Source organism: Saccharopolyspora sp. NPDC047091 (assembly GCF_040643635.1).
GTDB lineage: Bacteria > Actinomycetota > Actinomycetes > Mycobacteriales > Pseudonocardiaceae > Saccharopolyspora_C.
In genome coordinates this window covers 166,294-190,428 of the sequence record NZ_JBEYUS010000002.1, presented here as the reverse complement: position 1 = coordinate 190,428, position 24,135 = coordinate 166,294, and the positions used below count along the sequence as shown (strand labels likewise).

Below are 24,135 nucleotides of genomic sequence, written 5' to 3'. Positions count from 1 at the left end.
GTCCGAGCTGCGGGGAGGTCCAGGTGGCGTTGATCGTGCAACCGCCGGTGAAACCGATGCTGGCCGCGCCGGTGGACGGCATCCCCGACCGGCCGGGGCTCTGCTTCGAGCCGAAGTGGGACGGCTTCCGCTGCCTGCTGTTCGCCGACCCCGGCAGCACCGAACCCGCGGTGCTGCAATCCCGCACCGGCAAACCGCTCGACCGCTACTTCCCCGAAGTGCTGCGCGCCGCGGGCCGGGTGCGGCGGCCCGCCGTGCTCGACGGCGAACTCGTCGTGGTCCGCTCCGACGCGGACGGGCAGCGGCTCGACTGGGACGCGCTGTCCGAACGCATCCACCCCGCCGAGAGCCGGGTGCGGGAACTGGCCGAGCGCACCCCGGCGCTGTTCATCGCGTTCGACCTGCTCGCCGTCGACGAGGAGGACCTGCGCGCCGAACCGTTCACCGCGCGCAGGCGGCGGCTGGAGGAGCTGGCGATCACCGGCCCCGGGCTGCGGATCACGCCGTTGACCACCGACTCCGCCACCGCCGCCGAATGGTTCCGGGTGTTCGAGGGAGCGGGCCTGGACGGCGTGATCGGCAAGGACGGTGCCGGCCCGTACGCGCCGGGCAAGCGCACCATGCTCAAGATCAAGCACGTGCGCACCGCGGACTGCGTCGTCGCCGGGCTGCGCTGGCACACCGGCACCGAACCGGGCACCGCCGTCGGTTCGCTGCTGCTCGGACTGCACGACGACCGGGACGTGCTGCACCACGTGGGCGTGGCCGGGGCGTTCACCGCGGAGCGGCGGCGCGAACTCGCGACCGAACTGGCGCCGCTGCGCACCGACGAGCCGCACCCGTGGCTCGGCGAGCAGGCCCACGACGGCCGCAGGCTGCCCGGCGCGGTCAACCGCTGGCGCAGCTCGGTGCAGCCGTGGCAGCCGTTGCGGCCGGAGCGGGTCGCCGAGGTCTCCTACGACCACACCGAAGGGGCCGTGCCGTCCCGGTTCCGGCACACCGCGCAGTTCCTGCGGTGGCGCCCGGACCGCGAACCGGAGTCCTGCCGCTACGACCAGCTCGACGAGCCCGCCCGCTACGACCTGGACGCCCTCCTCCACGGCTGACGTCGAACCCCAGCGACGATGATCCACTCGCTATTAGCAGCGGATCTTGTTCCGGGAGAACGGAACCGCAGGTGAGCGGATTCCCCGCCGCGCGGAGGGCGATCAGGTGCTGCGGGTCGCGCCGATCGAGGCGAGCACGACGCAGCCGATCGCGACCCACTGCAGCACGCCCAGCGCCTCCTGCAGCACGAGCAGACCGGCCAGCGCGGCCACCGCAGGCTCCAAGCTCATCAGCACGCCGAACACGCGGGGCGGCATCCGCCGCAGCGCCTCCAGCTCCAGCGAGTACGGCACCACCGAGGACATCAGCGCCACCACGAGACCCGCCACCAGCACCGGTGCCGACAACAGCTGCGCGCCTGCCCCGGTGATCCCGAACGGCAGCGCCACCAGCGCGCCGAACGCCATGCCCAGCGCCAGCCCGGATCCGCCGCTGGTGCGGCTGCCCAGCTTCGCGCCGACGAGGATGTAGCAGGCCCACAGCACCGCCGCGGCGAGCGCGAACCCGACGCCCACCGGATCCAGCCCACCGTCCACTCCGGACAGCAGCAGCACGCCGACCCCGGCGAGCACCGCCCACAGCAGGTCCAGCTTCCGCTTCGACCCGAACACCGCCACCGCCAGCGGTCCCAGGAACTCGATGGTCACCGCCACGCCCAGCGGAATGCGGTCGATCGACTGGTACAGGCAGATGTTCATCCCCGCCAGCACCGCGCCGTACCCGGCGACCACCAGCAGCGTGGCGCGGTCCAGCCGCAGCGACGGCCGCCAGACCACCACCAGCACCAGCGCGGCGAACAGCAGGCGCAGCGTCACCACCCCGGACGCCCCGGCGAGCGCGAACAGCTGCTTGGCGAACGCGGCTCCGACCTGGAGGCTGATCACGCCGAGCAGCACCAGCACCGGCGGCGGCACGGCGCCGAAACCGCGGGCCACCGCCGGTTGCACCCCGGCCCAGAGGGGCCGTCCGCGCGACGACGCACCGTCCATGTTGACCGCGACCACGCCTGTTCCTCCTGCTCCCGGGTCGGCCACCCGTTCCGCTCTGCTGGTACCCGGCGCGAGGCCGGTGCGCACGTCGGCCCGGCCCCGGTGCCCGGCGAACCGTAGCCGCCGGTGCGGCCGCACCCAACCGGATTGCGACGAGGCACGCACCGCTCCCCCTCACCCGGTGCTCACGCCGATCATGCGATGCTCGGCGCAGATCCCGACCACGCAGAGGAGCAGTCGTGCCGCGCACCAGCCACCGCATCGGTGCTCTGCTGCTGCTCACCGGGTTGGTGGCGGGGTGTTCCGCGGGCCCGTCGCAGCGGCCCGCGGTCGCCTACCGGGACGCCGAGCAGCCGGTGGCCCCGGCCCCGGCGCCGCCCGGACCCGCCCCGCTGCCCGGACTCGGCCCGTCCGCGGGCAGCGCGCTGAACTGGGCGGACTGCACCGGGGAGACCCGCGAAGAGCTGGCGCTGCCCGCGACCGGCCCGTCGTTCTCCTGCTCGCAGCTGCTGACCACATTGGACTCCCCGGAGGCCCCGGCCGAGGGCACCACCCGCGCGGCGCTGCTGAGCACCGGCACCGGCGGCGTTCCCCTGGTGGTGCTGGGCGATGTGCACGGCGAGCCGGGCACCTCGGTGGCCGCGCGGCTGGCGCTGCGGCTGCCGCCGGAGCTGCTGCGCACGTTCCGGATCATCGGCATGGACCGGCGCGGCACCGGCCAGTCCGACCCGGCGGACTGCATGCCGCCGACGCAGCGGGAGAACATCGTCGGCTTCGACCCGCAGGCCACCGACCGGGCTTCGATGGACCGGCTGCTGACCTCGGTGCGGGTGTCCAGCCAGGAGTGCCTGCTGGACCTGGACGACCGGTTGCAGGCCTACGACTCGTGGCGCACCGCGGCCGACCTGGAGGAGCTGCGGCTGGAGCTGGACGTGCCGAAGCTGCACGCCATCGGCCTCGGCGAGGCGAGCCGGGTGCTCACCACCTACGCCCAGCGCTACCCGGATTCGGTGGGCCGGATGGTGTTCGACGGCGGGCTCGACCCGCAGCTGGACACGATGGCCGTGGCCGGGGCGCAGGCGCAGTCCGCCGAGCAGACCTTCGACGCGTTCGCCGCCGACTGCACGAGCCGGGATTGCCCGCTGGGCCCCGATCCGCGCCGCACCGTGCAGGAACTGGTGCAGCGCACCCGGTCGACGTCGCTGCCCGCGGCGGACGGGCCGGTGGGCGCGGGCAAGATCGTGCGGGTGCTGCTGCACGGCCTGGGCGACCCGGAGCGCTGGCCGCGGCTGTCATCGGCGCTGGCCGCGGCGAACTCCGGGAACGGCGCGCAGATCAGCGCGCTCGCCGCACCGCTGGTGCGGGACACCGGCGCCGATCCCGCGCAGCTGGACGGCGACCTGATCACCAGCTGCAACGACACCCGGCTGCGGTTGCCCGCCGAGCGGCTCGTGGACGTGGCGACCGAGTGGACGGGGTCGAACCGGCTGTTCGGCGGCCTGTTCGCGCAGCGCCTCGCCTGGTGCGCGCAGTGGCCGGAGCCGCAGGAGGAGCTGCCGCCGCCCTCCGTTCCGGGCCTGCCGCCGATCCCGGTGGTGACCACCCAGAACGATCCGCTGGTCCCGGTGCAGGGCAGCAAGCACCTGGCGGAGCAGCTGCCGACCGGGGTCGCGGTGAACTGGCAGGGCACCGGGCACGGCGCGATCGGCCGCTCGGACTGCGTGACCGAGACGGTGAGCCGATTCCTCGTGCAGGGCGCGATCCCCGCCGCGGGCAAGGCCTGCCCCGCCTGATCAGCACGCGCGAATTCCGGGGGTGCGGAACCCGCGCCCCCGGAACCCGGTGCGTGCGATCAGCAGCCGGAGCAACACCCGCAGGAGGGGCCGCTGCAGCTCGCGCAGCAGCTGCAACCGCCGCTGGCCTGCGGGGTGGTTTCGGTCTCGGTGGGAACCATGGCGTTCTCCTCACGTGCTTGAGCACCAGCGGTAGCGAGCATGCGCGCCCGAACACCGCGGGTGACACCGCCGAGCGAGGGATCGGCCGTCCGCCGACCTGCTGAACAGCCGACATGCACCCATTGCAATCCGTCACCGTGCCTTTCCGTGACGAATCGGACCGCACGGGTGGGTGATCAGGCCTTCTCGTCGTGCTCCGCCGCCAGGGAGGCCTTGCGGGAGCGGGTGGGTTCGCCGGGCATCTTGGGGTGGTCCGGCGGGTACGGGAGCTCGCCGAGCCCGCGGTCGCGGCGGTCGCGTTCGAACCAGTCGAGCGCGAGGTCGAGGGAGCCCGGCGCCGCGTCCAGGCCCCGGTGCGGATCGCCGCGCTCGGCGAGCAGCGCGGGCACCGTGGCGAGGTCGAAGTCGTCCGGTTCGGCGTCCGGCAGCTGCTCCCAGGTCAGCGGCATCGACACGGTGGCACGCGGGGTGCCGCGGATCGACCACGCGGAGGCGACGGTGCGGTCCCGCGCGGCCTGGTTGAAGTCGAGGAACACCCGCCGCCCGCGGTCCTCCTTCCACCAGGCGACGGTCGCCTGCTCGGGGATGCGGCGCTGCACCTCGCGGGCCAGCGCGATCACCGCGCGCCGCACCTCGATGAAGTCCCAGCGCGGCTCGACGCGCACCAGCACGTGCACCCCGCGGCCACCGGAGGTCTTCGGGAAGCCGGTGAGGCCGGCCTCCGCCAGCACCTCCCGCAGCACCTGCGCCACCGCCACGGCCTCCGGAAACCCGGTGCCGGGCTGCGGATCCAGGTCGATGCGCAGCTCATCGGGGTGCTCCACGTCAGCCGAGCGCACCGGCCACGGGTGGAAGTCGAGCGTGCCCAGCCCGGCCGCCCACACCAGCACCGCGGGCTCGGTCGGCAGCACGCTGTCCGCGGTGCGCCCCGACGGGAACGTCACCCGCACCGACCGCACCCAGCCGGGCGCGCCCTTCGGCACCCGCTTCGCGTAGAACGGCTCGGACCCGACCCCGCCGGGGAACCGCTTCAACGTCGTCGGCCGGTCCCCCACCGCGCGCAGCAGCGGCTCGGCGACCGCCAGGTAGTACTCGGCGACCTGGAGCTTGGTGAACCCGCGCTCCGGGAAGTACACCTTGTCCGGGTGCGACAACCGCACCGTCCTGCCCGCGACGTCCAGTTCCCGCGCTGCCTCCGCCATCCGCGCAGCGTAGGTCGGCGGCTCCGGCACTGCCTGCGACCGCCGCCCGCGGGATACCGTGGTGCCATGGCGCCTGCAGGCCAGCACGATCCCGACGCACCGCGGGACCGGTTCGCCGACGACCTCGTCGGGCTGGACCCGCACGACCCGGAGGCGCGCGCCTTCGCCGAGCACCTCGACCGGATGGAACGTCCCGGCTCGAAGGCCACCGTCGAAGGCATGCTCAGCGGCGTCGACGACTTCGCCCGCTGCGCGAACCGGGCGCAGGGGCACCGGCGGGTCGTGGTGGTGCTCGTCGTGCTGCTGATCCTGCTCGGCGTCGTCGTCACCGTGTGGAACGCGGTGGGCTTCATGCTCGGCACGTTCTTCGACGGGTGAGCGGGAGCACGCGGGCACTCGATCTTGCGAAGGGTTAGCGTGGACGCATGGATCCGGTCGTGGGTGCCACCCCGAAAGTCGTGAAGTCCGAGCAGGAATGGCGCGAGCAGCTCGGTCCGCAGGAGTACGCGGTGCTGCGCCAGGCCGCCACCGAAGCTCCGTGGACCGGCGAGTACACCGAGACCAAGGCGGTCGGCGCGTACGACTGCCGGGCCTGCGGGGCGGAGCTGTTCCGCAGCACCGAGAAGTTCGAGTCGCACTGCGGCTGGCCGTCGTTCTTCGACGCCCGCGACTCCGACGCGGTGGTCCTGCGCGAGGACCGCTCGCTCGGCATGGTCCGCGTCGAAGTGCTGTGCGCGAGCTGCCTGAGCCACCTGGGGCACCTGTTCGAGGGCGAGGGGTACGACACCCCCACCGACCAGCGCTACTGCATCAACTCGATCGCCCTCCGGCACGTCCCGCAGAGCTGACCGGCGTCAGCCGAACGCGGGCATCAGGTGTTCGGCGATGAGCCGCAGCTGATCGGCCGCGCTCGGCACGCCGGCGACGTCCATCCCGGAGAACGCGCGCACCAGCGCGGCATCGGTGACCGCGAGGACCAGGTGGTTCACCCCGGTCGGCGCGATGTCGCGCTGGATGCGCTCCAGGCACTCCTGCGGCGTCCCGGCGATGGACAGCTTCTCCGCGAGCTCCGGCGGGGTCAGCTCGTAGGCCCGCGCCAGGTCGCCCGCGCCGACGGCGGCGACGACCTCGGTCAGCGAGTCCGGGTCGACCCCGTTGCGGCGCAGCTGCTCCGCGGGCATCGCCGAGGCGTACAGCCCGACCATCGCGCGGGCCGCCCGCTTCGCGGCGGCACCGTCCGGGCCGGTGGCGAACACGATCCAGGCGCCGATGTCCAGCCGCCGCCAGTCCCGCCCGGCCCGCTCCGCGCCGAGCCGGACGTTCGCCACCAGGTGGTCGTAGGCCTCGCGGGTGTAGCTCAACGCGTGGTGCACGCCGTCGGCGATCTCCCCCGCCACCTGGAAGGACTTGGGCCCGCGCATCGCGCCCAGCAGCACCGGCAGCCGCTCCTGCACCGGAGTGGCGAACGTGAACAGGCCGTCGTAGCGGAAGAACTCGCCCTGGAACGTGATCGCCCGCTCGTCCAGGAAGGTGCGGATCACGTGGTGCGCCTCCCGCACCCGGGACAGCGGCTTCGTCCGCGTCCAGTCGATGCCGTACTGGGCGAGCAGGCCGAAGTTGCCGCTGGAGATCACCACCTCGGCCCGCCCGCCGGTCAGCTCGTCCAGGGTCGCCGCGGCCTGCGCGATCAGCGTCGGTTCGCGCAGCGTCACCGGCGACACGCTCGGCCCGAACCGGATCCGGCGGGTGCGCGCGGCGGCCGCGGCGAACAGCAGCCACAGGTCCTTGTGCCAGGTCTCGTCGGCGGCGTACGCCGCGTGGAACCCCAGCTCGTCGGCCAGTTCGATCGTCGCCAGCGACTCCGCCACCGGGTGGTCGGGCAACATCACGTAGCTGAACCGCATCCCGCTCCTCTCGCCCGGCGCCTCGTGCAGTCTGCGCCGCGAGGTGATCGCTGCGAACCCGCCGGACGGGTAGATCCACCCGTCTCCCGGGAAGCCTTCGTGGATCATGTGAAACGGTTCAGCATCACATCGTGGAGGGAGGTGCCGTGCCCGTCGACGACATGCTGCGCTCGCTCCGGCGGTGGTCCCGGACGCCCGCCGACGCGGCGGGCGTGGCGGGCCGGCTTGCCGAGGCCATCGTGCTGGGACTGCTCCCCGACGGGGAGCGGCTGCCCGGCGGCGCGGAACTGGCCGCGCTGCTGGGCTGTCCGGCCGAGGTGGCGCGGGACGCGCTCGGCAGGCTCGCCGGGGACGGGCTGGTGATCACCTCGACGGCCGGGCCGCTGACCCGGCGCCCCGCCGACCCGCTGCTGGTCGCGGGCACCGCGCGGCTGCGGGAGCTGGACGCGCACGCGCTGCGGGAGATCTCCGACCAGCACTCCGCCATCGCGGGCACCGCCGCGCTGCTCGCCGCCGAGCGCGCCACCGCCGACGAGCTGGCCGCGCTGCGCGCGCTCGCCGCCGAGTTCACCGCCGCCACCGGCACCACCGACCGGCGCAGGCTCGACGGGCGGCTGCACATCGAGATCGCCGCCGCCGCGCAGTCCTCCCGGCTCACCCAGCAGGAGATCGCGTTGCAGACCGAGACCGGTTCGCTGCGCTGGCTGCCGTGGGCGGAGGCGGTCCCGCACGCCGTCGAGTCCGCACAGCACGCGACGATCCTCGACGCCATCGGCGACGGCGACGGTGCGCGGGCACGCGAGATCGCCGAGGAGCACGTGCGGTCCGGCATCCGCCGCCTCGTGGAGTTCCGCCTGTGGACCGGGAACCGGAGGTGCGGGCGATGAGCGTCGAGGCGGCCGCCGCGCACATCAGCGGGATGCTCGACGACGCGGCCCGGTGGTGCGGCGAACTCGGCGAGCGGCTGCGCGCCGCGCACGACGCCGCGACCGCGTTGAGCACCGAAGATCTGTCCGCGCTGTGGCAACCGATCTTCGACCGGCTGGACGCCGAACCCGCGGTGCTCGCGGGCACCGGCGTGATCCTCGCCGACGACGTGCTCACCGACCGGGCGCACTGGCTGGAGTGGTGGCAGCACCGGCCCGGCGACACGCCCCGGTTCCTCCAGGTCGACCACGATCCGGACAGCGTCGGGTTCTACGACTACGCCGCCGCGCCCTGGTTCACCGCGCCCCGCGACACCGGGGTCGGCGTGGCCGTCGGCCCGTACGTGGACTTCGCGGGCACCGACGAGTACCTGGTGACGCTGGCCGTGCCGGTCCGCTCCGGGAACCGGTTCCTCGGCGTCGCCGCGGCGGACCTGCGCACCGGCGAGTTCGAACGGGCCCTGCTGGCGCACGTGGGGCCGCTGCGACCGCCGACGGCGCTGATCAACGGGGCGAACCGGGTGATCGCCTCGAACACGCCGTCGCGGCTGCCCGGCACCCTCGTCACCGCGGGCCCGCTCGCCGCCGACCCCGGCCGGGAGGTCCGCGCCGCGGTCCCGCTGAGCGGGCTGCCGTGGCGCGTCGTCCGCGAACCGGAGTGACCGCGGTCAGGGCAGGCGGGGCAGCAGCTCCGCCGGGATGACGCGCTTGCCGGTGAAGAACGGCGTCTCCTCGCGCACGTGCCTGCGGGCCTCGGTGTAGCGCATCTTCCACATCAGGTCGACGATGCGGTGCAGCTCCGGCGCTTCGAACGCGAGGATCCACTCGTAGTCGCCGAGCCCGAACGAGGGCACCGTGTTCGCCCGCACGTCCGGGTAGTCGCGGGCCGCCATGCCGTGGTCCTTCAGCATCGTGCGGCGCTCGTCGTCGGGCAGCAGGTACCAGTCGTAGCTGCGCACGAACGGGTAGAGGCAGAGGAAGTCGCCCGGTTCCTCACCCATGACGAAGGCGGGCAGGTGGCTCTTGTTGAACTCGGCCGGGCGGTGCACCGCCACGTTGCTCCACACCGGGTCCGAGGCCTCGCCGAGCGTCGTCTCCCGGCGGAAACCGGCGTAGGCCTCCTGCAGGGCCTCGATCTTCTCGGCGTGCCACCAGATCAGGAAGTCGGCGTCCGACCGCATCCCGGCCAGGTCGTAGACACCGCGCACCACGACCCCGGATTCGGCCAGGCCGTCCAGGTATTCCTGGGTCGCCGCGGCCGTCTTCTCCCGGTCCTCGGGCAGCGCGCCCGGTTCGACCTGGAAGACCGACCACATGGTGTATCGGATCGTGTCGTTGAGTTCGGAGTAGTTCAGCCGCGCCATGCCCTCATCGTCCCACCACGGCCCGGTCAACCGGTCGTGAGGTGCCGTGTGACGCCGGTCGCCGCCGCCTCCCCGGTCGCCGCGCACGCGGGCACCCCGACGCCGTGCAGCGCCGCGCCCGCCAGCTCCAGTCCGCCCAGCTCGCCGACGGCCCGTTCCAGCCCGGCGACCAGGTCCAGGTGGTCCACGCCGTACTGCGGCAGGCCGCCGCCCCAGCGCACCACCGCCGCGTCCACCGGTTCGGCGTCGACGCCGGTCACCTCGCGGAGGTCGGCGAGCACGCCGCGCAGCAGGTCCGCGTCGGTGCGGCGCAGCAGCTCGTCCTGCCCGGTGCGGCCCACCGAGCCGCGCACCAGCGGTTCGCCGCCGGCGCCGGTCAGGTGCGGCCACTTGCGGCTGGTGAAGGTGAAGGCCTTCGCGGTGAACGGGGTCCCGTCGGCGTGCACCTCGCCGCGGGCGATCAGCGTGCCGGAGGCCGCGGGCAGTTCGGTGCCTGCGGGCAGCGCGAGGCCGAACACGGCCATCGACGCCAGTTCCACCCGGCCGAGCAGCTCGGCCGCGACCGGGGACACCTCGGCGAGCAGCTTCCGCGCGGCGGGGGCCGGCACCGCGAGCACCACCGCGTCGGCCGCCAGCACGTCCGGTGCGGGCGCCGAACCGATCTCCAGGCGCCACCCGGCGCCGTCGCGGTGCAGGGCCCGCACGGGAGCTCCCAGCCGCACGTCGGCGCCCGCCGAGTCGGCGAGGGCCGCGACGAAGGTGCCGTAGCCGTGCCGGAACGCGCCGAACACCGGCCGCTTCCGCCCGTCCGGTGCCGGTGCGGGCAGCGCCGCCGCGGCCGCCTCGGTGATCGACTTCGCGCCCGCGTCGAGCGCGGCGGCCAGCGCCGGGATGGTGGCGCGCAGGCCGAGGCCGTCCGCACTGCCCGCGTACACCCCGCCGAGGAGCGGTTCGACCAGCCGGTCCACCACCTCGTCGCCGACCCGGGCGCGCAGCAGCCCCCCGACGGAGGCGTCCGCACCGCTCAGTTCCAGCGGCGGGAGCTCGGCTTCGGCGCGCACCGCGGCGACCCCGGCCGGGGACAGCACGCCTGCGACGGAGTCCGGATCCGCGGGCACGCCCATCACGGTGCCCGCGGGCAGCGGGTGCAGGGCGCCGCCCGCGCGCACCCGCGCGCCGACCGGGCCCGGGTGCACCACGTCGTCGGCCAGGCCGAGCTCCTCGGCGAGCCGCAGGACTTCGGGGCGCCGGGCGAGGAACGCCTCCGCCCCCAGGTCCAGCTCCACCCCGGCCAGCGGCTGCGTGCGCAGCTTGCCGCCCAGCTCGCCGGTCTGCTCGACCAGCACGATCTCCGCGTCCGGGCCGAGCGAGCGGCGCAGCCGGTGCGCGGCGGCCAGCCCGCTGACGCCGCCGCCGACGACGGCGACGCGGGTCACGAGCGGGCGCTCTCGGCGTGCACCTGCCGCACGACCTCGGTGAGCACCCCGGGGTCGGTCGTGGGCAGCACGCCGTGGCCCAGGTTGAACACGTGCCCGGCGGCGGCCGAGCCCTCGGCGAGGATGCGGCTCACCTCGGCGCGGACCGCGTCCGGACCGGCGAACAGCACGGCCGGGTCCAGGTTGCCCTGCACCACCGGTTCGCGGCCCGGGTCCGCCGCGCGCAGCCGGCGCACCGCCTCGTCCAGCGGCACCCGCCAGTCCACGCCGACGACGTCGGCGCCCGCCGAGCGCATCGCGCCCAGCAGCTCGCCGGTGCCCACCCCGAAGTGGATCTTCGGCACGTCCGGGGCCGCCTCGGTGACGCCCTCGAAGATGCGCTTGCTGTGCGGCAGCACGAACTCGCGGTAGTCCCGCAGCGACAGCGCCCCCGCCCAGGAGTCGAACAGCTGCACCGCGTCCACCCCGGCGGCGAGCTGAGTGCGCAGGAAGGTCAGCGTCGTGTCGGCCAGCTTCTCCAGCAGCGCGTGCCAGGTGGCCGGGTCGGAGTGCATCAGCGCCTTGGTGCGCTCGTGGTTGCGGCTCGGCCCGCCCTCGACGAGGTAGGAGGCGAGGGTGAACGGCGCGCCCGCGAACCCGATCAGCGGAGTCTCGCCGAGCTCGCCCAGCAGCAGCCGCACCGCCTCCGCGACGGGCGCGACCTGCTCGGCGTCCAGTTCGGGCAGCGCGGCGACGGCGGCCGCGTCGCGCACCGGTTCGGCCACCACCGGCCCGGTGCCCGCGACGATGTCCAGCCCGATGCCCGCTGCGTACAGCGGCAGCACGATGTCGCTGAACAGGATGGCCGCGTCCACGCCGTGGCGGCGCACCGGCTGCGCGGTGATCTCGCAGACCAGGTCCGGCGTCAGGCAGGCCTGGAGCATCGGAGTGCCTTCGCGGACCTTGCGGTACTCGGGCAGCGAACGGCCCGCTTGGCGCATGAACCAGACGGGCGTGTGCCGGGGCGCGCCGCCGCGGGCGGCCACGAGCAGCGGGGCTTCGGCGAGGTCCCGGCGAGCCGAGACCGAGGCGGGTGGGGTCATCGGGGGCGCATCCACAAGTCGAGGTGTCGGAGCCCGGCGCGGTTCCGCGGACATCGGGCGGGCCACCGCGGCGCGGGCCGACGGCCCTGTTCTGGGCCGTGCCGGACATCTTCGCAGACGCTCGCGCGGCCGAACGCGCGGGCAAGATCACGATCGATCGCGGCGCCCGGCGTGGCGCCCACCCCGCGCCGATCCGGCGGCCTACAGTCCCGGTCCGTGACTGAGATGGCGGCGATCCCCGAGGAGTTCCGGCAGGCAGTGGCCGCGCTGGCCGCACCTGCTCCGCGCGCCGAGATCGAGGTGACGGAGGTCCGCCCGCCGAAGCGGCTCGCGCCGTGGGCGTACGCGGTGGCGGCGGAGGCCAACGGCCCGGCCGGCGAGCTGGCGACGGCCCGCCTGGTGCTGCTGCACGACCCGGACCGCCCGGAGGCGTGGGCGGGGGCGCTGCGGCTCGTGGTGTACCTGCGGGCCGAGCTCGACCCGGAGCTGGCCGCCGACCCGCTGCTGCCCGCCGTCGGCTGGTCCTGGCTGACCGAGGCGCTGGAGGAGTCGGGGGCCGCGGCCGACGTGCTGGGCGGGACGGTGACGCTGACGTCCTCGGCCCGATTCGGCGATATCGCGGGTCCGCCGCGCAGCCACGACCTCGAACTGCGGGGGTCGTGGACGCCCCGCGAGCCGGATCTGAGCGCGCACGCGACGGCCTTCCACCAGCTGATGTCCAGCGCAGCGGGCCTGCCGCCGGTCGGCGTGGCGGTGCTGGACCGGCGCTCGACGCTGCGCGGAGAGGCTTGAGCCTCGATCTTTAACGATCGGGATTCCCCTCACGAGATCATGAAAACCTCGCAGAATTCGTTGCCCGGGCAACTTTCTCACGATGTGCAATCAAGGTGTGTCGCACCGACCCGCCAAGGCGTTACGCCAAACACCAAGACCCACCCAAATGAGTGACAAAAACGAACCGCGGTGACAACTCGATCGGGATAGATACCCGATTGATCGTCCCGCTGACCCGCTTGGGCGGTTACGCTGCCCCCGACGACACCACTTTCGGTCGATCAGTGGCGCGGCTGATTGGTCGAGAGTCCCGGTGCCGGTCGGGGGGCACGACCGACTCCAGGGAGGTAGTGACGTGGCTGCCGTCGGCTTAGGTCAGGCCGCTCGAACCACGCCCGCCGGCGCTTTGCCGGCCAACATGGTCCCGCACCCGCGGGAAGAGCTGTTCACGGTGCTCGTGGTGGACGACCATCCGCTGCTCCGGGAGGCCATCGCCGCCCGGTTGCTGCAGATGGGCGCCGGCACGGTGCACGAGGCCGCATCCATGGCCGAGGCCAGGGCTCGCGCTCTGGCCACCGGTCCGTGCGACCTCGCGATCCTCGATCTCGGACTCCCCGATGGGACCGGCATCGACCTGGTCACGGAACTCCGTACCCAGGGCTGGCCGCGAATCGTGGTGCTCGCTTCGTCCGACGACCCCTATGCGGTCCGGGCCGCCTTCCAGGCAGGCGCTCAGGCGTACCTGCTGAAGTCGGCCTCGCCGATGGTCGTCACCGACGGAGTGCGCCGCGTACTCGACGGCGGCGTGTATGCCGACCCCAGCGTGGCTCCGGTGCTCGCAGCGGGCACTCGGGTCCCGGGAACCGACAACACGCCCCGGGAGCTGTCCGGGCGTGAGGTCGAGGTGCTGCAACTGGTGGCCGATGGCCGATCCAACAAGGAGATCGGTGAGGCGCTGAACCTCTCCGCTCTCACGGTGAAGAGTCACCTGTCTCGGATCGGCCGCAAGTTGGGCACCGGAGACCGGGCGCAGATGGTCGCCCTGGCCATGCGGGCCGGGGTGATCAGATGACCGGATGATCCTGATCGGGTGAATCGAGGTCCCACCGCGATCGTCGGGTCCGGTCGGGCTTGACGACCTCGGGCTGGTCGCACCCGCGGGCGGACCGCAACACGTAAGGTCTGATATCCGTGGAAGCTGCTTGCCCCGAGTCCGTCGAGCCCGACCGTCCCGAGCCGGTGCTGCTCACCGAGCCCGCTGACGGCGTACCGCCGGTAGTGGAGACTCCCGAAGCACTGGAGACCGCCGCGGCCGCACTGGCCGCGGGGAGCGGTCCGGTCGCGGTGGACACCGAACGCGCGTCCGGATACCGGTACTCACAACGTGCCTACCTGGTGCAACTGCGCCGGGACGGTGCGGGAACGGTGCTGGTCGATCCGGTCGCGCTGAACGGTGCCCTGGAACCCCTGAGAACGGCGCTGGCCGACACCGAATGGGTGTTGCACGCCGCGTCCCAAGACCTGCCCTGCCTGTCCGAGCTGGACCTGCACCCGCAACGGCTGTTCGACACCGAACTGGCCGGGCGGCTCGCCGGGTTCGACCGGGTCTCGCTGGGCACCCTCGTCGAGCGCATGCTCGGCTACCGGCTGGAGAAGGGCCACAGCGCCGCCGACTGGTCGCGCCGCCCGCTGCCCGCCGATTGGCTGGTGTACGCCGCGCTCGACGTGGAACTGCTGATCGACCTGCGCGACGCGATGCGCGAGGAGCTGACCCGCCAGGGCAAGCTCGAATGGGCGTGGGAGGAGTTCGAGGCGGTGCGCACCGCCGAGCCGCCCCGCCCGCGCGCCGAACCGTGGCGCCGCACCTCCGGCATCCACCGGATCCGCAACGCCCGCCAGCTCGCCGCCGTCCGCTCGCTGTGGCAGGTGCGCGACCGCATCGCCGCGGAGCGGGACATCGCACCGGGTCGCATCCTGCCGGACTCCGCCGTGGTGCAGGCCGCGCAGAGCAACCCGGGAACCGAATCGGAGCTGACCGCGCTGCCGGTGTTCGGCGGCAGGCAGCAGCGCCGCCGCGCCTCGACGTGGCTGGGTGCGCTGCGCGCGGCCCGCGAACTCCCCCAGGACGAGCTGCCGGTGGTCTCCCCGCCGCAGGACGGCCCGCCGTCGCCGAACCGGTGGGCGGACCGCGATCCGGCGGCCGCGGCCCGGTTGTCCGCGGCGAAGTCGGCCATGTCGGCCATCGCCGAGGAGCACGGGCTGCCGATGGAGAACCTGCTGCTGCCGGACCTGCTGCGGCGGCTGTGCTGGACACCGCCGGAGGACCTCGGCGTGGAGTCGGTGGCGAACCGGCTGCGCGAGCGGGGCGCCCGGGAGTGGCAGATCGGGCTGACCGCGACGCCGTTGAGCACCGCGCTGCAGGCCGAGCCGGGCGGCTCCTAGGTCCGCGGGCCGCCGCCCCGCTCAGCCCGGGCCGGGGCGGCGGCGCTCGACCAGCACGGTGTTCCGCCACCTGCCGCGGAGCATCCCGATGCGCTCCCGGACGCCGACGGTGCGGAAGCCCGCCGCGTGGTGCAGCGCGAGGCACGCCCGGTTCTCCGGGAAGATCACCGATTGCAGGGTCCACAGCCCGGCGTCGTCGGCGGCTCGGACCTGGCGGTCCAGCAGCAGCCCGCCGACACCGCGGCCGCGCGCGGCGGCGGCCACGTAGATCGAGACCTCGGCGACGCCCGCGTAGCAGCGGCGCGCCGAGACCGGGGTGAGCGCGGCCCAGCCCGCGAGCTCGCCGTCGAGTTCGGCGACCCACCGGTGCTCCGGCGGCCACTTGCCGTCCAGCTCGGCAGCGGCGGGCACCTCGGTCTCGAAGGTGGCGCTGCCGGTGGCGATGCCTTCGGCGTAGATCCGCCGCACCGCGTCCCAGTCGCGGGCGTCGAGCGGGCGCACGAGCGGGTCGGCCGGGCCGGTCGCCGCGGGTCCGGCGACCGCGGATGGTCGCGCTTCCCGGTCCGTCCCCGCTCCCGAATCCGTCCCGGCCGCTGAGCGGGTTCCGGTTCCCGACGGTGTCCCGGCTCCTGAGGACGTTCCGGTCCCTGACGGTGTCCCGATTCCCGACGGCGTTCCGGTTCCTGGATGCGCTCCGGCTCCTGGGTGCGTTCCGGCATCCGGGCCGGTTCGGGTGCTCGGCGGAGCTCCGGCGTCCGGCACGAGCCCGAGGAGCAGATCCGCCACCTGCCACGCTCCGGTGAGCCGCGCGGTGCCCACCGCCACCGAGGTGCTGCTGCCCCGTTCGCGCAGCACGACCAGCTCGGCGGCGGCGAGCCTGCGCAGGTGGTGCGAGCAGGTGGACTGGCCGATGCCGAGCCGCCGCGCCAGCTCCCCGACCGTGCTCGGCCCGTCCGCGGCGACGGCGTGCAGCAGCCGGAGGCGGGTCGGGTCGGCGAGGCAGCCGAAGAACGCGGCCGCGCCGGGCAGCACTGCTGGGTCGGTCATGGGACCCACTATCGGCCCCGTCGCGGACCGGTTCAATCGATCTTCGCCGCGTCGTCGCCACCGGGCGCGCGGGCCCGGGGTGCGTAGGCTGGCCGCGCGATCTCCCGGCGGCCGAACCCGCAGGTGGAGCTGTGAGCGAACCGACACCGAGGTAGCCCCCCGAACCCGGTGGTTACCGGTGGGTAATAAGCGCTAGAGTGGCTGTTACCGACCAGTAGCGGCGGGGCCGGTGCCCACTTCCCGGACGATCGCCGCCGGGCCGGTCCGGAACCCGCACAACGCAGGACCCACACAGTGAGGAGCACGCCGTGGTCGCACCCGCGTCGGCACCAGCCGACCCGCGCAGCGCACGTGCCGTACGGGACGTGGTCTTCGTCGACGGCGTCCGCACGCCGTTCGGCAAGGCAGGCAAGAAGGGGATCTACGCCGAGACCCGCGCCGACGACCTGGTCGTCAAGGTCATCCGCGAACTGCTGCGGCGCCACCCCGAGCTGCCGCCGGAGCGCATCGACGAGGTCGCCATCGCCGCCACCACCCAGATCGGCGACCAGGGCCTGACCATCGGCCGCAGCGCCTCGCTGCTGGCGGGCCTGCCGCAGTCCGTGCCCGGCTTCGCCATCGACCGCATGTGCGCGGGCGCGATGACCGCGGTGACCAGCATCGCGGGCGGCATCGGCTTCGGCGCCTACGACATCGCCATCGCCGGCGGCGTCGAGCACATGGGCAACCACCCGATGGGCGAGGGCGTCGACCCGAACCCGCGCTACGTCGCCGACAGCGTGGTCGACCCCTCCGCGCTGATCATGGGCTCGACCGCGGAGAACGTGCACGACCGCTACCCGAGCCTCACCAAGGAGCGCACCGACGCCTACGCGGCGCTGAGCCAGCAGCGCTACGAGGCCGCGCAGCTCGCGGGCAAGATCGCCGCCGACCTGGTGCCGGTCTCCACCCGCTCCGCCGAGCAGGGCTGGGGCCTCGCCACCGCCGACGAGCCGCCGCGCCCCGGCACCACCACCGAAGCGCTGGCCGGGCTCAAGACCCCGTTCCGCCCGCACGGCCGGGTCACCCCGGGCAACGCCGCCGGGCTCAACGACGGCGCCACCGGCTGCGTGCTCGCGGACGCCGAGACCGCCCGCGAGCTGGGCCTGCCCATCGGCATGAAGCTCGTCGGCTACGCCTTCGCCGGCGTCGAACCGGAGGTCATGGGCGTCGGCCCGATCCCGGCCACCGAGAAGGCCCTCAAGCGCGCCGGGCTCGACATCGCCGACATCGGCCTCTTCGAGATCAACGAGGCGTTCGCGGTGCAGGTGCTCGCCTTCCTGGAGCACTTCGGCATCGCCGACGACGACCAGCGGGTCAACCCGTGGGGCGGCGCCATCGCCTGCGGCCACCCGCTCGCCTCCTCCGGGGTGCGGCTGATGACGCAGCTGTCCCGGCACTTCGCCGAGCACCCCGAGGTGCGCTACGGCCTGACCACCATGTGCATCGGCTTCGGCATGGGCGGCACGGTCATCTGGGAGAACCCGAACTTCGACACCGCAGGGGGCGCGAAGTGAGCACGCAGACCGACTTCGCAGCGCTGTTCCCGGACGAGGTCGTCACCCAGGCGCGCACCAGGCTGCTGGACGTGCCCGGGCTCGGCGGCACGCTCGCGCTGATCACCATCGACAACGGCCACGACCACACCCGGCCGTCCACGTTCGGCCCCGGCGGGCTCACCGCCCTGAACGCCGCGCTGGACGAGGCGTTCGCCGCCGAGCCCGCCGCGATCGCGGTCACCGGCAAGCCGTTCGTGTTCGCCGTCGGCGCCGACCTCTCCGGTGTCACCCAGATCGGCGAGCGGGTGCACGCCCACCAGGTCGCGCAGACCGGGCACGACGTGTTCCGCAGGCTCACCGAGTCGACCATCCCCACCTTCGCGTTCGTCAACGGCGCGGCGCTGGGCGGCGGCCTGGAGCTGGCGCTGTCCTGCCACTACCGGACCGTGTCGGAGAGCGTGAACGCGATCGCGTTCCCGGAGTGCTTCCTCGGCCTGTTCCCCGGCTGGGGCGGCACCCAGCTGCTGCCGAACCTGATCGGCGCGGACGCCGCGGTCAGCGTGATCATCGAGAACGCGCTGAACCAGAACAAGATGCTCAACGCGAAGAAGGCCACCGGCCTGGGCATCTTCGACGCGCAGCTGGAGAGCGCCGACTTCCTCGAGGAGTCGATCCGCTGGGCGGTGCGCGTGGTCGGCGGCGAGCAGACCGTGCAGCGCGCCGAGATCGACCGCGGCCAGGCCTGGGACGACGCGATCGCCCGCGCCCAGGGCATCGTCACCGCCCGCACCCAGGGCGCCTCGCCCGCGGTCACCAAGGCCGTCGAGCTGCTCGAACTGGCCCGCGGCAACGACCTCGACGCCGGGTACGCGGCCGAGACCGAGGCGCTCGCCGACGCGCTCATGTCCGACGAGCTGCGCGCCGGGCTGTACTCCTTCGACCTCACCCAGAAGCGGGTCAAGCGGCCGGCCGGTGCTCCGGACAAGTCGCTGGCCCGCGAGGTCAAGAAGGTCGGCGTCGTCGGCGCCGGGCTGATGGCCGGGCAGCTGGCGCTGCTGTTCGTGCGCCGCCTCAAGGTGCCGGTGGTCATCACCGACGTCGACCAGGAGCGCATCGACCGCGGCGTCGCCTACATCCACGGCGAGATCGACAAGCTGCTCGGCAAGGGCAGGCTCTCGCCCGACGGCGCGAACCGGCTCAAGGCGCTGGTCACCGGGTCGCTGGACAAGGCCGCGTTCGCGGACGCCGACTTCGTCATCGAAGCCGTCTTCGAGGAGATGACGGTCAAGCAGAAGGTGTTCGCCGAGCTGGAGCAGCACGTCTCCCCGGAGGCCGTGCTGGCCACCAACACCTCCTCGCTGTCGATCACCGAGATGGCCTCGAAGCTGACCAACCCCGAGCGGGTCGTGGGCTTCCACTTCTTCAACCCGGTCGCCGTGCTGCCGCTGCTGGAGATCGTGCGCGGCGAGCGGACCGACGACGCCTCGCTGGCCACCGCGTTCTCGGTCAGCAAGCAGCTGAAGAAGTCCAGCGTGCTGGTCAAGGACGCCCCGGCGTTCGTGGTGAACCGGCTGCTGACCCGCTTCATGGGCGAGATCATCGCCGCCGTCGACGAGGGCACCCCGTTCGACGTGGCCGACCGCGCCCTGACCCCGCTGGGCCTGCCGATGAGCCCGCTGGTGCTGCTGCAGCTCGTCGGCCCGGCCGTCGCCCAACACGTCAACGAGACGATGCACGCGGCGTTCCCGGACCGGTTCGGCATCAGCGAGAACCTGCAGCGGTTCGTCAAGGCGGGCAAGACCGCCGTGTGGCAGCAGGACGAGCAGGGCGGCCAGGTCGTCGACCCCGAGGTCGTCGCGCTGTGGGAGCAGGGCTCGAACCCGTCGACCTCGGAGCAGGTGCGGGACCGGGCGCTGGAGGCGCTGGCCCAGGAGATCCGGCTGATGCTCGACGAGGGCGTCGTCGCCGAGGCGCAGGATATCGACCTGTGCATGCTGCTCGGCGCGGGCTGGCCGTTCTGGCTGGGCGGCATCACCGCCTACCTGGACCGCTCCGGCATCGCCGAGCAGGTCAACGGCACGCGGTTCCTGCCGAAGGGCGTGGCCTCGGTGCCCGCCTGATCGGACGAGTCGCAGCAGGGCCGGGGAGGCACCACCTCCCCGGCCCTGCGTCGTTCCGGGGCGGTGGACCACGCGGATCGGTACCCCCGCGCGATCCGGTCACCCGCGGTTCCGCGGTCCTCCGCAGCCGGTGGTGCCGTCGCTCGACTCGATGAACGGGCGCGGTGCCGACCTCCCGGGAACATCGCGCGGCACCGCCGAACCGGATGCCGCGCACCGCCGAACGCCCCGGCCCTCACCGCCACGCGGGCAGTTCGACCTGAACGGTGAGGCCGCCGCCGTCGACGGGGGTGGCGGTGACGCGGCCGCCGTGGGCGGTGACGGCGGCGCGGACGATGGACAGGCCCAGCCCGGCGCCGGTCCGGGCGGTGCGCTGCACCCCGGCACGGCGGAACGGGTCGAACAGCGCGTCCACCTGGCCCGGATCGATCCGCGGGCCGGAGGAGGACACCCGCAGCCGCGCCACCGGGCCCGCGACCTCCGCGACGACCTCCGCCCAGCCGCCGTCGGCGTTGTGCCGCACCGCGTTCTCCAGCAGGTTCCCGGCCACCCGCTCCAGCAGCTCCGGATCGCCCAGCACGACCGCGGGCCCGCCGCCGCAGGTGATCCGCACCGAGCGCGCCTGCGCCTCCGCCTCGACGCCGCGCCGGGCGCGGGCCGCCACCTCGGCGAGGTCCACCCGCTCGCCGCGCCCCAGTTCGGCGCCGTCGGTGCGGGCCAGCAGCAGCAGCGCCTCCACGAGCCGTTCCGCCCTGGTCGCGGCCTCGCGCAGCACCTCGGCCATCCGGCGCAGCTCCTCGGCGTCGGCGTCCGGATCGCTCAACGTCACGTCCAGCTCGGTCCGGATCACCGCCAGCGGCGTGCGCAGCTCGTGGCTGGCGTTGGCGACGAAGCGGCGCTGCGAGTCGAACGCGGCCTGCAACCGGTCCAGCATCGCGTCGAACGTGTCCGCCAGCTCCGCGACCTCGTCCCGCGGGCCGCCCAGCGCGATCCGCTCGTCCAGCGACTCCGCGGACAGCCGCCGCGCCGAGTCGGTCACCTCCTGCAGCGGGCGCAGCACCCGGCCCGTCACCGTCCACGCCAGCACCCCCGCCGCCAGCACCACCGCCACGAAGGCGGCACCACCGGCGCCGAGCACCTGCTGGCGGGCGGAGGTGCGCAGCGCGGCCCCGAGCTGCTCGGCCGGCACCAGCACCTCGCCCACCCGGACCAGACCGCCCGGGGGCAGCCGCGGCACGCCCGCGACCACGTTGCCGACCAGCACCCAGCCCAGCCACAGCAGCAGTCCGCTCACCGCGGCGACCAGGCCGGTCGCCAGCAGCGTCAACCGGGCGCGCAACCCGGGACCGCGCCGGATCAGCGGGCGCAGGCCGGGTGGCACCGCCGTTCGGCCCACGCTCACGCCCCGCTGTGCTCGGCGCGGCCCGCCGACGGCACCCGGTAGCCGGAGCCGACGACGGTGTCGATGACCGCGGGCTCGCCGAGCTTCTTGCGCAACGTCATCATCGTGACCCGCACGGTGGTGGTGAACGGGTCGGCGTGCTCGTCCCACACCCGCTCCAGCAGCTCCTCCGAGCTGACCACCGCGCCGCCCGCCGCCAGCAGCACCTCCAGCACGCCGAACTCCTTGCGGGTCAGCTCCACCTCGGCGCCGTCGCGCCGCACCACCCGCCGCGCCGGGTCCAGCACCAGGCCGCGCGCGGTCAGCAGCGGTGGCACCGCCGGGGTCGCGCGCCTGCCCAGCGCCCGCACCCGCGCGATCAGCTCCGGGAACGCGAACGGCTTCGCCAGGTAGTCGTCGGCGCCCAGCGACAGGCCGTCCACCCGGTCCTGCACGGTGCCGCTGGCGGTGAGCATCAGCACCCGGGTCAGCTCGCCGGAGGCCACCACCTGGCGGCACAGCTCGTCCCCGGACATCACCGGCAGGTCCCGGTCCAGCACCATCACGTCGTAGCGGGTGATCGACGCCTTCTCCTGGCCGCTCTCGCCGTCGTAGGCGACGTCCACGGCCATGCCTTCCCTGCGCAGCCCGCGGGCGACGGCGTCGGCCAGCGGCTGCTCGTCCTCCACGACAAGGATTCGCACCGGTTCACCGTGCCACAACCGGCTCCGGCGGGGATCACCAGCGGTCGCGACGACGGCCCCTCCACCCGCGGGTGGAGGGGCCGTCGAGGGTGTTGCTCAGGCTTCGCGGCGGGCCGGGCTGTCCAGCTCGGTCGCCTGCTGCTTGTCGCGGAGCCGGTCCGCGACCCACTCGGTGACGCGGCGCGCCACGTCCTGCTCGGTGAGGCCCAGGTCGGCCAGCACCTGCTCGCGGGAGGCGTGCTGCAGGAACTCGTTGGGCACCGCCAGGTCGCGCAGCGGCACGTCCACTCCGGCGTCGCGCAGCGCGGCCGCCAGCGACCAGCCGAAGCCGCCGTGCCTGCCGCCGTCCTCCAGGGTGACGACCAGCTCGTGCTCGGCCGCCATGGTCACGACCTGCTCCGGGACCGGCGTCACCCAGCGCGGGTCGACGACGGTGACGCCGATGCCCTGCGCGGCCAGCCGCCGGGCCGCGGCCACCGCGGTCTCGCCGAACGCGCCGACGACGGCCAGCAGCACGTCGCTGCGCTCGCCCCCGTCCGGCCGGTGCAGCACGTCGATGCCGCCGACGCGTTCCAGCGCCGGGACCTCCTCGATGACCGAGCCCTTGGAGAACCGCACCACCGTCGGTCCGTCGTCGACGGCCACGGCCTCGCGCAGCTCCTCCCGCAGCGTCACCGCGTCGCGCGGCGCCGCCACCCGGATGCCCGGGATCAGGCCGAGGATCGACATGTCCCACATGCCGTTGTGGCTGGCGCCGTCGTCACCGGTGATGCCGGAGCGGTCCAAGGTCACCGTCACCGGCTGGCGGTGCAGCGCCACGTCCATCAGCAGCTGGTCGAACGCGCGGTTCAGGAACGTCGAGTACACCGCGAACACCGGGTGCAGCCCGCCCATCGCCATGCCCGCGGCGGAGGTCATCGCGTGCTGCTCGGCGATGCCCACGTCGAAGCAGCGGTCCGGGTAGGCCTTCGCGAACTTGTCCAGGCCGGTCGGCCCGAGCATCGCGGCGGTCATCGCCACCACGTCGGAGCGCTCGCCACCGATGCGCACCAGCTCGTCGGAGTACACGTTCGTCCAGCTCTTCGGCGTCGGCGAGGTCGGCAGCCCGGTCTCCGGGTTGATCACCTTCACCTGGTGCATCTGGTCGGCCTCGTGGTTCTCCGCCGGGGCGAAGCCGTTGCCCTTGCGGGTGACCGCGTGCACGATCACCGGGCCGCCGAAGGAGCGCGCCATCTGCAGCGCCTGCTCCATGGCCTTCATGTCGTGGCCGTCGACCGGCCCGAGGTACTTGATGCCGAGGTCGGAGAACATCACCTGCGGGCTGAACGCGTCCTTGAGCCCGGACTTCGCGGCGTGCAGACCGGTGTAGAGCGGCCTGCCGACCACCGGCAGGTTGCGCAGCGTGCTGCGGCCGCGCTCCAGCGCCTTCTCGTAACCCGGGTTGAGCCGCAGCGCCGAGAGGTGCTCGGCGAACCCGCCGATGGTGGGCGCGTAGGAGCGGCCGTTGTCGTTGACGATGATGACCAGCGGGCGTTCCTGGTCGGCGGCGATGTTGTTCAGCGCCTCCCAGCACATGCCGCCGGTGAGCGCGCCGTCGCCGACGATCGCCACCGCGTGCCTGCCGCCGCCGGTGAGCTGGAACGACCGGGCCAGCCCGTCCGCGTAGGACAGCGAGGTGGAGGCGTGCGAGTTCTCCACCAGGTCGTGCTCGCTCTCGGCGCGCGACGGGTAGCCGGACAGGCCGTCCCGCTTGCGCAGCCGGTCGAAGCCCTCCTGGCGGCCGGTCACGATCTTGTGCACGTACGCCTGGTGCCCGGTGTCGAAGACCACCGCGTCCCGCGGCGAGTCGAACACCCGGTGCACCGACAGGGTCAGCTCCACCGCGCCCAGGTTCGGTCCCAGGTGCCCGCCGGTGCGGGACACCTTCTCGATCAGGAAGGAGCGGATCTCAGCGGCCAGCTCCACCAGCTCACCGTGCTCCAGGCGTTTCAGGTCGGCCGGACCTTGCACGGATTCCAGCAGCGTCACCGCTCCACCTCGTTCGTCATCCCGCATCACATGCCTTCACCACCGGGGCGGGGCGCCTCGCGACGGCCGGGCTCACCCTCGGGGAACCGCGACCAGTCTACGGAGCACGACCACCCGCTCCGGACAAGGTACGCAC

The 24,135-nt window shown here is 73.7% G+C and carries 21 protein-coding genes; 11 read left to right on the top strand and 10 right to left on the bottom strand.

The features are described from left to right. Positions 1 to 23: 23 nt before the first annotated feature. Positions 24 to 1,106 (top strand): ATP-dependent DNA ligase, encoded by a 1,083-nt coding sequence (locus ABZ805_RS02240; protein WP_358433026.1) that lies wholly within the window; start codon positions 24 to 26, stop codon positions 1,104 to 1,106. Positions 1,107 to 1,208: 102 nt separating this feature from the next. On the opposite strand, the gene ABZ805_RS02235 is transcribed toward ABZ805_RS02240, so the two are convergent. Further along, positions 1,209 to 2,111 carry a DMT family transporter gene (locus ABZ805_RS02235; RefSeq protein ID WP_358433024.1) on the bottom strand — a complete coding sequence of 301 codons (903 nt, stop codon included), beginning with the start codon at positions 2,109 to 2,111 and terminating at the stop codon, positions 1,209 to 1,211. 224 nt (positions 2,112 to 2,335) lie between these two features. Here ABZ805_RS02235 and ABZ805_RS02230 point away from each other — a divergent pair, with 224 nt between their 5' ends. After that, entirely contained in the window at positions 2,336 to 3,889 is a 1,554-nt protein-coding gene (locus ABZ805_RS02230; protein WP_358433022.1) for an alpha/beta fold hydrolase, read from the top strand. Positions 3,890 to 4,227: 338 nt separating this feature from the next. On the opposite strand, the gene ligD is transcribed toward ABZ805_RS02230, so the two are convergent. Beyond that, positions 4,228 to 5,253, bottom strand: a complete 1,026-nt coding sequence (gene ligD / locus ABZ805_RS02225) for a non-homologous end-joining DNA ligase (RefSeq protein WP_358433020.1) — start codon at positions 5,251 to 5,253, stop codon at positions 4,228 to 4,230. Between the two features lie 66 nt (positions 5,254 to 5,319). On the opposite strand from ligD, the gene ABZ805_RS02220 reads away from it, so the two are divergent. Together ABZ805_RS02220 and msrB are read left to right on the top strand one after the other, a co-directional pair. Next, entirely contained in the window at positions 5,320 to 5,631 is a 312-nt protein-coding gene (locus ABZ805_RS02220; RefSeq protein ID WP_358433018.1) for a hypothetical protein, read from the top strand. A gap of 47 nt (positions 5,632 to 5,678) precedes the next feature. After that, positions 5,679 to 6,101 carry a peptide-methionine (R)-S-oxide reductase MsrB gene (gene msrB, locus ABZ805_RS02215; protein ID WP_358433016.1) on the top strand — a complete coding sequence of 141 codons (423 nt, stop codon included), beginning with the start codon at positions 5,679 to 5,681 and terminating at the stop codon, positions 6,099 to 6,101. A 6-nt stretch (positions 6,102 to 6,107) separates the two neighbouring features. Here the strand turns inward: msrB and ABZ805_RS02210 are convergent, their stop codons facing one another. Continuing rightward, the gene (locus tag ABZ805_RS02210) at positions 6,108 to 7,157 is read right to left on the bottom strand and encodes an LLM class flavin-dependent oxidoreductase (RefSeq protein WP_358433014.1); all 1,050 of its coding nucleotides are present in this window, start codon (positions 7,155 to 7,157) and stop codon (positions 6,108 to 6,110) included. Positions 7,158 to 7,288: 131 nt separating this feature from the next. Here ABZ805_RS02210 and ABZ805_RS02205 point away from each other — a divergent pair, with 131 nt between their 5' ends. Both ABZ805_RS02205 and ABZ805_RS02200 read left to right on the top strand, forming a co-directional pair. Further along, entirely contained in the window at positions 7,289 to 8,044 is a 756-nt protein-coding gene (locus ABZ805_RS02205; RefSeq protein ID WP_358433012.1) for an FCD domain-containing protein, read from the top strand. After that, entirely contained in the window at positions 8,041 to 8,745 is a 705-nt protein-coding gene (locus ABZ805_RS02200) for a hypothetical protein (protein WP_358433010.1), read from the top strand. Before ABZ805_RS02205 ends, ABZ805_RS02200 begins: the two co-directional genes overlap by 4 nt. A gap of 6 nt (positions 8,746 to 8,751) precedes the next feature. Here the strand turns inward: ABZ805_RS02200 and hemQ are convergent, their stop codons facing one another. The 3 genes from hemQ to hemE are packed head-to-tail and all read right to left on the bottom strand — an operon-like array spanning position 8,752 to position 11,965. Beyond that, positions 8,752 to 9,447, bottom strand: a complete 696-nt coding sequence (gene hemQ / locus ABZ805_RS02195; RefSeq protein ID WP_358433008.1) for a hydrogen peroxide-dependent heme synthase — start codon at positions 9,445 to 9,447, stop codon at positions 8,752 to 8,754. A gap of 26 nt (positions 9,448 to 9,473) precedes the next feature. After that, on the bottom strand, positions 9,474 to 10,883 hold the full coding sequence (hemG, locus tag ABZ805_RS02190; RefSeq protein WP_358433006.1) for a protoporphyrinogen oxidase: 1,410 nt from the start codon (positions 10,881 to 10,883) through the stop codon (positions 9,474 to 9,476). Continuing rightward, positions 10,880 to 11,965: a uroporphyrinogen decarboxylase gene (gene hemE, locus ABZ805_RS02185; RefSeq protein ID WP_358433004.1), complete on the bottom strand. Its 1,086-nt coding sequence runs from the start codon at positions 11,963 to 11,965 to the stop codon at positions 10,880 to 10,882. The genes hemG and hemE overlap by 4 nt, the downstream gene beginning before the upstream one ends. 225 nt (positions 11,966 to 12,190) lie before the next feature. Here hemE and ABZ805_RS02180 point away from each other — a divergent pair, with 225 nt between their 5' ends. From ABZ805_RS02180 to ABZ805_RS02170, 3 genes are all read left to right on the top strand, one after another. After that, positions 12,191 to 12,757, top strand: a complete 567-nt coding sequence (locus tag ABZ805_RS02180) for a DUF3000 domain-containing protein (RefSeq protein WP_358433082.1) — start codon at positions 12,191 to 12,193, stop codon at positions 12,755 to 12,757. Positions 12,758 to 13,094: 337 nt separating this feature from the next. Then, positions 13,095 to 13,811 (top strand): response regulator transcription factor, encoded by a 717-nt coding sequence (locus tag ABZ805_RS02175; RefSeq protein WP_037304891.1) that lies wholly within the window; start codon positions 13,095 to 13,097, stop codon positions 13,809 to 13,811. 113 nt (positions 13,812 to 13,924) lie between these two features. Next, positions 13,925 to 15,181 carry a ribonuclease D gene (locus ABZ805_RS02170; protein WP_358433080.1) on the top strand — a complete coding sequence of 419 codons (1,257 nt, stop codon included), beginning with the start codon at positions 13,925 to 13,927 and terminating at the stop codon, positions 15,179 to 15,181. Positions 15,182 to 15,202: 21 nt separating this feature from the next. On the opposite strand, the gene ABZ805_RS02165 is transcribed toward ABZ805_RS02170, so the two are convergent. Beyond that, positions 15,203 to 16,228 (bottom strand): metalloregulator ArsR/SmtB family transcription factor, encoded by a 1,026-nt coding sequence (locus ABZ805_RS02165; RefSeq protein ID WP_358433002.1) that lies wholly within the window; start codon positions 16,226 to 16,228, stop codon positions 15,203 to 15,205. Between the two features lie 308 nt (positions 16,229 to 16,536). On the opposite strand from ABZ805_RS02165, the gene ABZ805_RS02160 reads away from it, so the two are divergent. Together ABZ805_RS02160 and ABZ805_RS02155 are read left to right on the top strand one after the other, a co-directional pair. Then, complete coding sequence (locus tag ABZ805_RS02160; RefSeq protein ID WP_358433000.1) at positions 16,537 to 17,784, top strand: thiolase family protein; 1,248 nt, start codon at positions 16,537 to 16,539, stop codon at positions 17,782 to 17,784. Then, positions 17,781 to 19,886: a 3-hydroxyacyl-CoA dehydrogenase NAD-binding domain-containing protein gene (locus ABZ805_RS02155; RefSeq protein WP_358432998.1), complete on the top strand. Its 2,106-nt coding sequence runs from the start codon at positions 17,781 to 17,783 to the stop codon at positions 19,884 to 19,886. Before ABZ805_RS02160 ends, ABZ805_RS02155 begins: the two co-directional genes overlap by 4 nt. 235 nt (positions 19,887 to 20,121) lie before the next feature. On the opposite strand, the gene ABZ805_RS02150 is transcribed toward ABZ805_RS02155, so the two are convergent. From ABZ805_RS02150 to dxs, 3 genes are all read right to left on the bottom strand, one after another. After that, positions 20,122 to 21,282: a HAMP domain-containing sensor histidine kinase gene (locus tag ABZ805_RS02150; RefSeq protein WP_358433078.1), complete on the bottom strand. Its 1,161-nt coding sequence runs from the start codon at positions 21,280 to 21,282 to the stop codon at positions 20,122 to 20,124. 2 nt (positions 21,283 to 21,284) lie between these two features. After that, positions 21,285 to 21,971 (bottom strand): response regulator transcription factor, encoded by a 687-nt coding sequence (locus tag ABZ805_RS02145; protein WP_358432996.1) that lies wholly within the window; start codon positions 21,969 to 21,971, stop codon positions 21,285 to 21,287. Positions 21,972 to 22,067: 96 nt separating this feature from the next. Next, complete coding sequence (gene dxs, locus ABZ805_RS02140) at positions 22,068 to 23,999, bottom strand: 1-deoxy-D-xylulose-5-phosphate synthase (RefSeq protein WP_358432994.1); 1,932 nt, start codon at positions 23,997 to 23,999, stop codon at positions 22,068 to 22,070. Positions 24,000 to 24,135: the final 136 nt, after the last annotated feature.

What these genes read in the sequence shown, in the direction of transcription:
- ABZ805_RS02220 (WP_358433018.1), top strand. Translation starts at nt 5,320, where the DNA reads ATGGCGCCTGCAGGCCAGCACGATCCCGACGCACCGCGGGACCGGTTC.
- msrB (WP_358433016.1), top strand. Translation starts at nt 5,679, where the DNA reads ATGGATCCGGTCGTGGGTGCCACCCCGAAAGTCGTGAAGTCCGAGCAG.
- ABZ805_RS02180 (WP_358433082.1), top strand. Translation starts at nt 12,191, where the DNA reads ATGGCGGCGATCCCCGAGGAGTTCCGGCAGGCAGTGGCCGCGCTGGCC.
- hemQ (WP_358433008.1), bottom strand. Translation starts at nt 9,447, where the DNA reads ATGGCGCGGCTGAACTACTCCGAACTCAACGACACGATCCGATACACC.
- ABZ805_RS02200 (WP_358433010.1), top strand. Translation starts at nt 8,041, where the DNA reads ATGAGCGTCGAGGCGGCCGCCGCGCACATCAGCGGGATGCTCGACGAC.
- hemE (WP_358433004.1), bottom strand. Translation starts at nt 11,965, where the DNA reads ATGACCCCACCCGCCTCGGTCTCGGCTCGCCGGGACCTCGCCGAAGCC.
- ABZ805_RS02210 (WP_358433014.1), bottom strand. Translation starts at nt 7,157, where the DNA reads ATGCGGTTCAGCTACGTGATGTTGCCCGACCACCCGGTGGCGGAGTCG.
- ligD (WP_358433020.1), bottom strand. Translation starts at nt 5,253, where the DNA reads ATGGCGGAGGCAGCGCGGGAACTGGACGTCGCGGGCAGGACGGTGCGG.
- ABZ805_RS02165 (WP_358433002.1), bottom strand. Translation starts at nt 16,228, where the DNA reads ATGACCGACCCAGCAGTGCTGCCCGGCGCGGCCGCGTTCTTCGGCTGC.